Here is an 11,825-nt window from a genome sequence, read left to right as displayed (position 1 = left end):
CGACGCCATCGCGAGCAGGCTCGCTCCCACATTGGATCGGCGGCGAACACAAAACCCTGTGGGAGTGAGCCTGCTCGCGATGGGGCCAGAACATTCACCGCAGATTTCAGCATTACAGCCTCGTCATCTGCTGCTGCACTCGAATCAGAAGCTGCTCAGCACTTTCCAACAACTGCGCCAACAACCCCGGATCTTCATCCATATAGCCTTCGTACTCCGCCAGGTTTCGTCGCTCATGACACAGGGCGAATAGCCGAACCTGGACTTTGCCAATATCAGCGGTATGAACCAGGCACTGAAACACCAGATATCGCTTGTCTGAACGGTAGCCGCACAAGCGAAGGGCCGTCAGTGCAAGGGCATGGGCAGCGTTGTAAGCCAGGTCGAAACGGCTCGCGAAGGAAAGCGAAGACGTTTGCGCGTCTTTCAATCGATCCACAGCCGAACGCATGAGCCCTTCGCATTCCTTGCGATCCGGCAGCTCCTACAGGGTTTCCCCCCATCAGATTGATCTTGTCCTGCTGCGCTACCCGCACGACGAAACTATTTTCAGCGGCCAGTTTGGCGGCCCAGTCGTCGGGGTGTAGAGCGTCGGGTTGAGGGTGCGGCCCAGTTGCTCCTCCATAGGCATGAGCCGCTCCATCACTTCACTGTAGTGGAGGCTTTCGCCGATCAGCATGAGATCAATGTCACTGGATACGTTTGCCGAATCCTTGGCGATTGAACCGTACACAAATGCCCAGGTGATCTGTTCGGCAAAGGGTTGGAGCGCTTGGCGCAGAGGCTCGGCAATACCAAAGGTTTTACGGGCGATGCCCAGCAGTTCGGCATAGATCGGGCAATCGGGATTGGCTTGATAGTGGGTCTGGTTGCCCTGACGGGTCATGGTCAGCACGCCTGCCCGCTGCAACCGATCCAGCTCGCGCATGAGGCTGCCTTTACCTACTTGAGCCCAGCGAGCGATCTCGTTGGCGTAAAAACTGCGGTCGGGTTTGCCGAACAACAAGCCCAGCACTTTTTGCTGAGTAGTCGTGAACAGGGCTTCGCTGAGGGAAAGGTTTTTCACAGTGGCAACCGATGAGTCCCAAAAAGGGAACGCGCCAATTCAGCGACCGGGCCTGGAAAACCCGAAGGACAGGATCAATGCACATGACATAATGCGGCGCTTTTTTTGCTCCGTAGTTCCAAGTTATGGCGGCTGTGCGTGGGAGACCTTCGGGTCTGCCGGGTTTGATCCTTACTCGGTTTTTCCAGTCCGCGTACAGCTGCCACCCTTTTCGTCTGGAAAACGAAAAATGGCAGCTCCATCACTACAAGGATCTTTGCCATGTTCAAACCAACTCCCAACCCGCCGGAAACCGACACCGGTTCCGAAGCCTCCCTCGAAGCCGAAAAACTCAAGGAAGCCGCCGACCGCGTCTTTTCCTACTACTTCCCACCCCATGAAAAACCGGGCAAGCGCCGCAAACATCACCTCTTCAGCGTCTCCCCCGATATCGATACCGAAGCCCTTCTGACCAATGCCTCCGAAGACCTGCTGTCCATCAGCGCCATTGCTGCCGATCTGGCGGACGATGTGGAGGGCTCACGCCGCTCTGTAGCTTTGGCGCTCAGCCGTATGGCGGATGGGGTGCAGTTGTTGGTGGAGCGGGCGCTGGATCATCATGAGTCGTTGCAGATGAAGGCTCGGGCCGGGGTTTAGCAGTGAAGTATTCGGTGAATTGACGGCCGCCATCGCGAGCAGGCTCGCTCCCACAGGGGTTTTGTGTACGCCGCAAATCCAATGTGGGAGCGAGCCTGCTCGCGAAGGGGTCCGTCAGACCAACCCTGCACTCACAAGTAACTCCTCCAACGCCAACAAATTCGGCACCTTGGCCACTTGCTCCCCCACCTGCACCGCCGCCTGTTCCAGCGAACACAACGGCACGTCCACATAGCTCAACTGGCTATCAAGCTTGTAAGACCGCGGAATCCCCTGCACCAGCAACGCAATGAATTTCAGATCGGGCCGCCCACCGAGAGCATTGAGAATGACAATACGCGCCCGCTCACCGATGACGATTTTCTGCCCACACGCCGACTCGAAACTCAGCAACGGAATCTGCCGGTTCCGCCACATGACCCGCCCGAGGTACCACGGCGGCGTGTCGAGGTCGAAGGCGCTGGGTTGGTAATCGATCAGCTCCGCAACCGCGACGTTGGGCAGGATCAGGTTGCGGTCAGCCAAGGGCAACAGCAGCCCGGTGAGGTTGCTGGTGCGGTGCTCAAGCATGGGTTTTGCTCCACAGGGTGATGCTTTCGAGCAGCACCGATTCCTGGTACGGCTTGCCGAGGTAGTCATTGACGCCGATGGCCATGGCGCGGTCGCGGTGTTTTTGCCCGGTGCGGGAGGTGATCATGATGATCGGCAGGTGCTGCAGACGTTCGTCGGCGCGGACTTGGGTGGCGACTTCGAAGCCGTCCATGCGCGGCATTTCGATGTCCAGCAGCATCACGTCGGGCAGGTGATCCTCAAGCAGCAGCATGGCGTCGACACCGTCCTTGGCGGTCAGCACGTTCATGCCGTGGCGTTCCAGCAGACGGCTGGTGACTTTGCGCACCGTCACCGAATCGTCGACCACCAACACCAGCAGCGGTTTATGCGGCTCGACCTCCGCCTCCTGAGTCACTGGCTGTTGCGGCACTCGGGCCTGCATGGCGCGGATTGGTGCCAGCAAATCGAGAATCAGCACCACCCGCCCATCGCCGAGAATCGTGGCCCCGGACAAACCCTGCACCGCTGCAAACTGCGGGCCGAGGCTTTTGACCACGATCTCGCGAGTGCCGGCCATGGAGTCGACTTGCACCGCGATGTGCCGCTCGTTGCACTGCACCAGCAACACCGGCAGCGGCAGGCTCTGGCCGAGTAGTTTCGGGCGGTGGCTGGTTTTCAGCAGTTCACCGAGGTAGCACAGTTCATAGTGTTGCCCGGCGTATTTGTAGGTCGGCGGATCGAGCCGGTAATGCCCTTCAAGCTCGTTGGGCAGCACGCGAACGATGCCGTCGATGGTGTTCAGCGGGATCGCGTACTGATCATCAAAACACTGCACCATCAGCGCCCGGTTGACCGACACGGTGAACGGCAGGCGTATGCGGAAGTGCACGCCCTGCCCGGCCACAGAGTCGATGCTCATGCTGCCGCCGAGCTGCCGAACCTCTTCATGCACCACGTCCATGCCGACGCCGCGCCCGGAAATCTGGGTGATTTTCTCGGCGGTGGAGAACCCCGGTTGCAGGATGAATTGCAGGACATCGCGGTCGCTGATGTCGCTGTCCGGGGCCAGCAATCCGCGCTTGATCGCCTTGCTCCGCACCGCATCCAGCGGCACGCCGGCCCCATCGTCGCGGATGTCGAAAATGATGTCGGCGCCCTCTCGCGACAGGTCGAGGGTGATTCGACCCTGAGCGGGTTTACCCGCCGCGACACGCACCTCGGCGGATTCCAGCCCATGATCCACGGCATTGCGCAGCATGTGTTCCAACGGCGCAGCCATGCGTTCGAGGACGTTGCGGTCCATCTCGCCTTCGGCATTGCCGACGATGAATTCCACATCTTTGCCCAGCTCGCTGGAGACTTGGCGGACGATCCGTTTCAAGCGCGGCATCATCCGTTCGAACGGCACCATGCGCGTACGCATCAGGCCTTCCTGCAATTCGGTGTTGATGCGGCCCTGCTGTTGCAGCAGGTTTTCCGCATCCTGATTGCGTCGATCGAGGGTTTCCTTGAGGTCGAGCAAGTCGGAGGCGGATTCGAACAGCGCGCGCGACAGTTGCTGCAACTGTGAGTGACGGTCCATTTCCAGCGGATCGAATTCTTCGTAGCCCAGGCGTTCGGCTTCGACTTGCTGACGGCTGAGAATCCGCCCTTGGGTTTCAGTATCGAGACGACGCAACTGGTCGCGCATGCGCTCGATGGTGGTTTCCATCTCGCTCAGGGTCACGCGCGCATCGTTGACCTGTTGTTCGATCCGGCCACGGAAGATCGACGTCTCTCCGGCCAGGTTCACCAGATCGTCGAGCAGTTCTGCCGAGACCTTGACCATGTCTGCGCCAGCATCGGGTTGTGCTGCGGGCGCCTCGACTTTCGGCGTTGCTGACACCACGGCCGGTGCCGGTGTTTCGGGCACTGCCGGATGACTGAAGTTCTTGATCGCGTCGATCAGTTGATCGGCGGGCGGCAATGGCTGACCGGCACGGGTCGCGTCGAGCATCTGCGCCAGTCGGTCGTGGCTGCTTTGCAATAAGCCGAACAACGCGGCGGTGGGTTGCAGTACGCCAGCCGACAGACCTTCGTAGAGAAATTCCAGCTCATGGGCGAGGTCGCCAATCGGCGCGATTTCCACCATCCGCGCGCCACCCTTGAGGGTGTGCAGGTCACGCAGCAGGGTTTCCACCTCCTGACGATTCGACGGCTCGGCCTGCCAGCGCACCAGCGCCGCACCGGAGTTTTCGATGATGTCGAAACCTTCCTCGAGGAAGATCTCCAGCAGCTCTGGATCATGGCCCGGTGAATCCTCGGCCCGTGCCGGTTCGACCGTGTCGGCAGCGCTGGCATTGCCTTGGCGAAACTCTCGAATGGCCTCGATCACCTCACTCGGATCACCCAATGGCCGCTGGTTCTGCAACTGGTCAAGCAGCTGCGCGAGCCGGTCATGACTGTGTTGCAGCAGGTACGCCAAGGCTTCGCTGTAGGCGTAACGGCGGTCCACCAGCCCTTCGTAAAGGCTTTCCAGTTCATGAGCCAGATCACCGACCGGCTCGACCTCGGCCATCCGCGCGCCACCCTTGAGGGTGTGCAAATCTCGCTGCAACGACAACAGCGGCGCGGCGTTGTCCGGGTCGCTCAGCCAGCGCTGCAAGGCCTGGCCGGCGCTTTCGAGGATATCCACCGCCTCTTCGAGGAAGATCGAAACGATCTCATCGTCCAGCTCAACCTGGGTCGCGGTCTGTTCCAGTTCGGCCGTGGCACTGCCCAGTTCCCGGATGCTCAACGTGCGGCTGCCATCGCTGCGAATCAGGCCCATGGCCGACGGATCAAGGCTCTCATCGAGCAAGCCGCGCAAGGCCCGGATGCGTTCCGGTTGCGGACTGACTTCCTGGCCGGCGGCCAGTTCGTCGAGCATGTTGATCAGCGCTTCATGGGCACTTTGCGCTTCATGGAAAAACGCCTCGCTGACCGCCAGGCTGCTTTCTTCCACCGCGCCATAGAGGTCGAGCAAGGCTTCGCAAAGCTCATCCACCGGATGCAGATCCGCCAGGTGCGCGCCTTCGCCGAGGGTGGTCAATTCGTCCAGCAATGCGCTGAGTTCCTGACGCTCGCCGGGATGTTGCTGCCAGCGCTGCAACAGGCTTTCGGCGTCCAGCAGGATGTCCATGCCTTGCGCGAGGAAGTTGTTGATCAGTTGCGGATCACGCTTGATGCGCAACCCGGAATTCGGTGCACTCAGGAGCGTTTCCAGCCGCTCGGCCAGCAACGTCTGGGTTCGCTCGATCAATGAGCGGGCGCCAGGAATCTCGGCCAGCGGGTCGGTTTTGAGTTGTCGCAAGCCGAGACGGAACAGTCCTTCGGCTTCGAGTAACAGCTCGACTTCGTCCAGGTCGAGGGCGAGCAGGTGCGCCTTGTACTCCCGGGTCAAATGATCCAGTGGCTTCGCCAGTTCGGCAATCGGCAATACACCGGCCATGGAGGCGCTGCCCTTGAGGGTGTGCAGCGCCCGCTGCAACTCGTCGCTGGCCTGCAACGGCACGTGCTCGGCGGCTTGATCGAGGAAGCGGTTGAGGCTGCCCAAATGGGTTTCAGCTTCGTTGCGGAAGATCTCAAGTAGCAGCGGATCGAGGGCGGCGACGTCTTGTGCATCCTCGTCGGGTATCGGCTCATTGCCCTTGGCCAAGGCGTGGGCGCGCGCGGCCAATTGGTCGACATCGTTGCGCTGGCGCTGGGCATGGAGGGCGAACTCGGCCACCAGTTCCGGCAGCAGATTCAGCGCATCGCCCAGCAGTTGTTGCACCGCCGCCCCCGGCGGAACGCTGCGTTCCAGTACGCGGTTGAGCAGGTTTTCCACCGCCCAGGCCAGTTCGCCCAGCACCAAAGCGCGGACCATCCGGCCACTGCCCTTGAGCGTATGGAAGGCCCGGCGCAGTTCGCTCAGGGCCGATTTATCGTCGGGATTAACCGACCAGCGCGGCAGGTACTCGCGGAGGATTTCCAGGACTTCATCGGTTTCTTCGAGGAACACTTCCCGCAGCTCATCGTCCACCGGCTCTTCACCGGTGGGCGGCGGCAACAGGCTTCCCGGGGTGGTCAGGGCGGGCGGGTTGACGGAGGACACGGGGCTGGCCAATACATCGGCCAGTGACTGGACGGTCTCAGGGTCGTTCAGTTCCTGCAGATCCTGCATGACCTGCGCTTCACTCGGGCTGAGCACATCTTCAAGCACCGGCACCTGCTGCTCGCTGGGGAAAAAGCCGAGTGCGGCCAGGCTTTTTTCCGCGACGTCGAGCAACTTTTCGCCCGGCGCTTCGGGGTCGTCGCTGAGGCGCTCCAGGTAATACTCGATGCTGGTGATGACGTCGGCCAGGCTGTCCAGTTCCTGCCAGCCGGGATGATCCGGGTCGAGCAGCAAGTGCTCGCGGATGAAATGGTTGCAGGTTTCGATCAGGCTCGCCGCACGGCTCAACGGAATCATCGCCAGCGCACCGCGCACCTGGGTCAGCAAGGCCGGCAGTGGCTGCAAGTGCTGGCGGTCCCAGTCGGCGTCGATGTAGTCGACGATCATGTCCTTGGCCTGTTGCAGGCAGATGCGCGCTTCCTTGATCACGATCTGATGGATCTGGGTCAGGTCGGTGGTCGGCAGGCGGCTTTCTTCCTGGCTTTCCGGCTCGACGGTGCCAACCATGCCGGCCAGCGTCGCTTCGACGTAGAGCAAGGCACCGGCGACGTCCATCAGGATCGCGTCGTTGGGCTCACGCTGGCCCTGGGCGAGGCTGAGCACCACCGCCAGTTGGTCGATGATGACCTTGCGCGGCTGGCCGAAACCGAGCACCGCCAGGGTGTCGGCGATTTGCCGCAGAGGCGCCAGCAGGCTTTCGAGGTCCGAGGTGTGTTGACGGTCACTGCGCACGAACAGGTCCAGGCGTTCCTTGACCCGCACCAGCTCTTCACACAAAGCGGCCAACACCGAGCGCATGGCATCGCGGTCGGGACCGGCCAGCCGTGCTCGTTCTTCGTCGACCATCGCGCTGTCAGGTAGCGCGTCGTCCAGTCCGTAGCGATCTTTCATGGTCAGCATCTGCCCGGTGGGATGTTCGGCCTTGGCAATGTAGAACAGCAAACTCTTGAGCAACTCCAGCGGTGCCGGCTGATTGATTCCGGATATTCCCTGTTCGAGCAGGCGCTTCAGTTCTTTGTCGGCCTCCTTGAACAAACTGCGCAACGCCGGACTGTTAGCAATCGAGCCACCGCGCATGCCTTCGACCAGCGCCGAGGCGACTTGCCATAACGGGCTCAAGGGTGCGTTGCCGCACAGCCCTTCGAGGCGCGCAAAAACCTTGGTCAGGTAACCGAGATTGGTTTCGCCGTCCTGCTCACGCAGCAATCCGACCAGGGCCATCTGCAACATCTGCCGCAACTTGCGCAGCACATTGGGTAAATCCGCCGGCTCCAGCAGTGCCAGCGACTCTTCGTCCAGTGGCGGCAGGTCCGGCAATTGCGGGCTGAACAGGCTGGTTTCCGACAACAGGCTTTCGCCACGGGCGCTACGCAGGTCGTTGATCAGTGGCAACACCACCAGCGGCAGGTCGCGGCGCGCACCTTGCACCCGGTCGAGGTAAATCGGCAGCTGCCCAAGGGCTTGCAGCAACAGGTGGAGCGTCTCGTCGCGATGACTGACGCGGTTCTGTTGCAACGCCGTGGTCAGATGTTCCATCTCTTCGGCGAGCAGCGCCGCGCCGTAGAATTCGACCATCTGCAAACTGCCGTGAACCTGATGGATGCACGCCAGGCATTCACTGAGCGCGTGCGTCGCCTGCGGGTCATCAAGCAACGTTTCAATCGCCTGGTGAGCCACTTTCAGCGTTTCGGCAATCTCGCCTTTGACCCACTCGAGGGCCACATAGTCGTGCCGATCACCCATAACCACTCCAAATCACTGCTCTACTCAAAAAAAGCATTCGCTCGCAGGCGTTTCACACTTTATCCGCAACCTCAGCCTTGGCGGCCGGCAAGGTGAAACCGGACACCGAACGCCGCAGCTGGCTGGCCATTTTCGCCAGGTTGCCAATGCTCTCGGCGGTGGCGGTGGAGCCGGACGAGGTCTGCGTGGTGATCTGCTGGATCACGTTCATCGTCAGGGAAATCTGACCGGCCGAAGACGTCTGTTGCTGCGCCGCGTTGGAAATACTCTGGATCAACGCGGCGAGGGTCTTCGACACGCCTTCGATTTCTTCCAGGGCCACTCCGGCATCCTGCGCCAGACGCGCGCCGCGCACCACTTCGGTGGTGGTCTGCTCCATGGAAATCACGGCTTCGTTGGTGTCGGTCTGAATCGCCCGCACCAGGGTTTCGATCTGCCGGGTGGCGGCAGACGAGCGCTCGGCCAACCGCTGGACTTCATCGGCGACCACCGCAAAGCCGCGCCCGGCATCACCGGCCATGGAAGCCTGGATCGCCGCGTTGAGCGCAAGGATGTTGGTCTGGTCGGCAATGTCATCGATCAGGCTGACAATGTCGCCGATTTCCTGAGAGGACTCGCCGAGACGCTTGATGCGCTTGGCGGTGTCCTGAATCTGCTCGCGAATATTGTCCATGCCGTGGATGGTGTTGTGCACCACCTCGTTGCCCTTGTTGGCGATTTCCACCGAACGTTCGGCCACCGCCGAGGATTCGGCGGCGTTGGCCGAGACCTGATCGATGGACTGGGCCATGTCGTTGATCGCGGTGGAAGCTTCGGCAATCTGCTGCGCCTGATGCTCCGAAGCCTGGGCCAGGTGCATGGCGGTGGCCTGGGTTTCCTGCACGGCGGCAGCGACCTGGCCAGCGGTGAGGTTGATGGTCGCCACCAGGTCGCGCAGTTGGTCCACGGAATAGTTGATCGAGTCGGCGATGGTCCCGGTGAAGTCTTCGGTCACCGAGGCGGTCACGGTCAGGTCGCCGTCCGCCAGGTCTTCGATCTCGTCGAGCAGGCGCATGATCGCGTTCTGGTTACGCTCGTTCTTCTCGGCCGTTTCGCGCAGCTGACGGTTGGTTTCACGGACCATCACCAGACCAATGAGGATGATCGACATCAGCGCCAACAGGCCCAGCACGTAGCCGCCAATGGTGTCGGTGTTGCGCCCGCCGGCCAGGTTTTCAAAACCGCCGGCCAGGTGCGAGGCTTCCTCGAGCAGGGTCTGCGACAGGGTGAAAATACTGGTGGCCGATTCGCGGACCTTGAACAGCTCCGGCGAGGTTTCGAGGATTTCATCCACCGAACCCGAGACAAACTCGAACAGCTCGGAAATCTCGATCAACCGCGCGCGCGCATCGCGGTCTTCAACCTGGCTGACTTTCAGTGACGGATTGCCCTGGAGCATGCCGTTGAGCACCTGGCCGAATCGCGCCGCATCACGACCGAAGGCGTCGGCGGCCTGCTGCGAATTTTCATCACCGGACAGCACGGTGTTCACCGCGCCGAGAATCCGCTCAGCCAATAGCGACTGGCGCTGGGCCATGGCCACCTGCGCGGCCGGGGCACCGCGCTGGAGGAGCGTTTCGACGACTTTTTCATACTCGACCTGCAACTGCGGCACGGTTTCGGCCAGGGTCGCGGCGACTTGATGCAGCGACAGCACGGTCTGTTCGCTGGAGAGAATCGCGTCGGTGTTTTTCAGCAGGCGTTCCCAGTCCAGCTGCACGGCACGCATTTCCGGGCGCACGGTGGACGGCGCCGGCGGCAGGCCGGTGGCGGGGTCGCCTTTCTTCAGATAGCCCCAGCGTTGGGCAAAGTCATTACGCGCATCGCTCAGCAGCTTGAACGCCGCCGCCTTGCCGGCAGCGGCTTCGGTGGCATTCTTGGCAATGCGCTGGGACAGCACGCGCAGCTCACCGGCGTGGCCGATGTACTGTTTGTCGTACGAGGCCTGGGTGTTGAGGTACGCGAAGTTGGCGAACAGCAGCATGATGAAGACGATCAGCGCGATGAACAGCGCGATGATCTGTGACCGGCTGCGCGACCCTTCTGGCTTGCCTGTTTTTGCTTTTATCATCGGTCCTCGCCTGTTAACCAACACCTGTGAACCATGCCGAGAACCCTGTGGGAGCGAGCCTGCTCGCGATTCAGGCGCCGCGGTACATCAGGGAACAGGCGTTATCGTTCAATCGCGAGCAGGCTCGCTCCCACATGGATTACAGCGCGACGTGCATGAAGCTTTGTGACTGCACCAACGCAAACGGGCTGAACACCTGCCAGGTCTGCTCACGCTGAAACCGGCCTTTGATGAACGGTGCAATCGGGCCGCTCAAGGTATCTACCGGTTCCAGGCTGTCCTGGGCAAAGTGTTGCAAGCCGAAAACCTCATCGACCATCAACCCGGTAAACACCTCGTTATGCTCCACCACCAATACCCGGCGCTGCTTGCGCACGGCTGACAGCTCATGCCCGAAGAAGCCGCACAAGTCGATGATCGGCAACAGACGCCCGCGCAGATTGGCCACCCCCTTGACCCAGGGCCGGACCCCCGGCAGCTGGGTGAACCGCGGCTCATGCAACACTTCGCTGACCTCGCCCATCGGCGCGACGTACCAGTGCTCGCCCAGACGGAAGCCGATACCGCTCCAACTGTCTTGTCGGGTCGGCTGGGACGGCAAGTCTGCCGCCAGCAGACGACAACGCTGGTCGATCTGCAGCAGCAGTTCGAAAGCCGTCAGCGACTCGGTCATGGCCGGACGATCAACCGGCCAGCACGTTGTTCAGGGTCTTGATCAGGGTTTCTTCGTCGACCGGTTTGGTCAGGTAATCCTTGGCGCCCTGGCGCGTGCCCCAGACTTTGTCGGTTTCCTGATCCTTGGTGGTGATGATGATCACCGGGATGTGCCCGGTTTCCGGGTCTTTGGTCAGCTGACGGGTCGCCTGGAAACCATTTAGGCCAGGCATGACGATGTCCATCAGAACGGCGTCGGGTTTTTCCTGACGGGCCAGGGCCACGCCGTCGGCGCCGTTTTCGGCTTTCAACACTTCATGACCGTGCTTTTCCAGCATGCCGGTCAGTTTGTACATTTCGGTCGGCGAATCATCGACGATCAGAATACGTGCCATGGTCTTCCCCATTCTTGTCGACGCCGGGCCCGTTGGCCGAGCGTCACTGTGCGTGTCCTACTGCGGCAAAACGGCGGCGAAGCCCGGTACATGGGCCTGGATCGCGTTCAGCAGTTCTTCCTTGCTGAAAGGCTTGGTCAAAAACTGGTCGGAGCCGACGATGCGCCCCTTGGCCTTGTCGAACAGCCCGTCCTTGGACGACAGCATAATCACTGGCGTGGACTTGAACGCACTGTTGTTCTTGATTAAAGCGCAGGTCTGATAACCATCCAGACGCGGCATCATGATGTCGACAAAGATGATGCCGGGGTGATTGTCGGCAATCTTGGCCAGAGCATCGAAACCATCGATGGCCGTGATCACTTCACACCCCACGTTTTTCAAAAGCGTTTCGGCGGTACGGCGAATCGTTTTCGAATCGTCGATCACCATGACCTTCAAGGCGCTGGAATGCTGTTCCATAAATGCTCTGCCGTCGCCTTTGCGAATCAAATT

8 protein-coding genes and 1 pseudogene are annotated in these 11,825 nt (G+C 61.0%); 1 reads left to right on the top strand and 8 read right to left on the bottom strand.

The annotated features are described in order from the left end of the window. Positions 1-112: 112 nt before the first annotated feature. Positions 113-451: a hypothetical protein gene (locus ACMXYJ_RS03315; protein WP_415758764.1), complete on the bottom strand. Its 339-nt coding sequence runs from the start codon at positions 449-451 to the stop codon at positions 113-115. Positions 452-467: 16 nt separating this feature from the next. Next, positions 468-1,066: pseudogene (locus ACMXYJ_RS03310) on the bottom strand (transcriptional regulator); the annotation flags it as partial. 261 nt (positions 1,067-1,327) lie between these two features. On the opposite strand from ACMXYJ_RS03310, the gene ACMXYJ_RS03305 reads away from it, so the two are divergent. Beyond that, complete coding sequence (locus tag ACMXYJ_RS03305; RefSeq protein WP_056738974.1) at positions 1,328-1,702, top strand: DUF6124 family protein; 375 nt, start codon at positions 1,328-1,330, stop codon at positions 1,700-1,702. A gap of 114 nt (positions 1,703-1,816) precedes the next feature. Here ACMXYJ_RS03305 and ACMXYJ_RS03300 read toward each other — a convergent pair whose 3' ends face one another. The 6 genes from ACMXYJ_RS03300 to pilG all read right to left on the bottom strand — a co-directional run bounded on the left by ACMXYJ_RS03300 (position 1,817) and on the right by pilG (position 11,792). Then, on the bottom strand, positions 1,817-2,272 hold the full coding sequence (locus ACMXYJ_RS03300) for a chemotaxis protein CheW (protein WP_046053659.1): 456 nt from the start codon (positions 2,270-2,272) through the stop codon (positions 1,817-1,819). Beyond that, positions 2,265-8,171, bottom strand: a complete 5,907-nt coding sequence (locus ACMXYJ_RS03295) for an Hpt domain-containing protein (RefSeq protein ID WP_415758763.1) — start codon at positions 8,169-8,171, stop codon at positions 2,265-2,267. Before ACMXYJ_RS03295 ends, ACMXYJ_RS03300 begins: the two co-directional genes overlap by 8 nt. A 52-nt stretch (positions 8,172-8,223) precedes the next feature. Continuing rightward, on the bottom strand, positions 8,224-10,281 hold the full coding sequence (locus ACMXYJ_RS03290) for a methyl-accepting chemotaxis protein (RefSeq protein WP_415758762.1): 2,058 nt from the start codon (positions 10,279-10,281) through the stop codon (positions 8,224-8,226). Positions 10,282-10,420: 139 nt separating this feature from the next. Further along, positions 10,421-10,954, bottom strand: coding sequence for a chemotaxis protein CheW (locus tag ACMXYJ_RS03285; protein WP_415758761.1), 534 nt, complete (start codon positions 10,952-10,954; stop codon positions 10,421-10,423). A gap of 10 nt (positions 10,955-10,964) precedes the next feature. Beyond that, the gene (gene pilH, locus ACMXYJ_RS03280; RefSeq protein ID WP_008068134.1) at positions 10,965-11,330 is read right to left on the bottom strand and encodes a twitching motility response regulator PilH; all 366 of its coding nucleotides are present in this window, start codon (positions 11,328-11,330) and stop codon (positions 10,965-10,967) included. A 57-nt stretch (positions 11,331-11,387) separates the two neighbouring features. Beyond that, complete coding sequence (pilG, locus tag ACMXYJ_RS03275; RefSeq protein ID WP_008152601.1) at positions 11,388-11,792, bottom strand: twitching motility response regulator PilG; 405 nt, start codon at positions 11,790-11,792, stop codon at positions 11,388-11,390. Positions 11,793-11,825: the final 33 nt, after the last annotated feature.

Source organism: Pseudomonas arabinosi, from assembly GCF_047758675.1.
Lineage (GTDB): Bacteria > Pseudomonadota > Gammaproteobacteria > Pseudomonadales > Pseudomonadaceae > Aquipseudomonas > Aquipseudomonas arabinosi.
Note: the sequence above shows the minus strand (reverse complement) of the source record. Positions and strands in the feature narration are given on the sequence as shown.

Excerpts from the sequence above, each read along its gene's own strand:
- ACMXYJ_RS03305 (WP_056738974.1), top strand. The coding sequence starts at position 1,328 with ATGTTCAAACCAACTCCCAACCCGCCGGAAACCGACACCGGTTCCGAA.
- pilG (WP_008152601.1), bottom strand. The coding sequence starts at position 11,792 with ATGGAACAGCATTCCAGCGCCTTGAAGGTCATGGTGATCGACGATTCG.
- ACMXYJ_RS03315 (WP_415758764.1), bottom strand. The coding sequence starts at position 451 with ATGCGTTCGGCTGTGGATCGATTGAAAGACGCGCAAACGTCTTCGCTT.
- ACMXYJ_RS03300 (WP_046053659.1), bottom strand. The coding sequence starts at position 2,272 with ATGCTTGAGCACCGCACCAGCAACCTCACCGGGCTGCTGTTGCCCTTG.
- ACMXYJ_RS03290 (WP_415758762.1), bottom strand. The coding sequence starts at position 10,281 with ATGATAAAAGCAAAAACAGGCAAGCCAGAAGGGTCGCGCAGCCGGTCA.
- pilH (WP_008068134.1), bottom strand. The coding sequence starts at position 11,330 with ATGGCACGTATTCTGATCGTCGATGATTCGCCGACCGAAATGTACAAA.
- ACMXYJ_RS03295 (WP_415758763.1), bottom strand. The coding sequence starts at position 8,171 with ATGGGTGATCGGCACGACTATGTGGCCCTCGAGTGGGTCAAAGGCGAG.
- ACMXYJ_RS03285 (WP_415758761.1), bottom strand. The coding sequence starts at position 10,954 with ATGACCGAGTCGCTGACGGCTTTCGAACTGCTGCTGCAGATCGACCAG.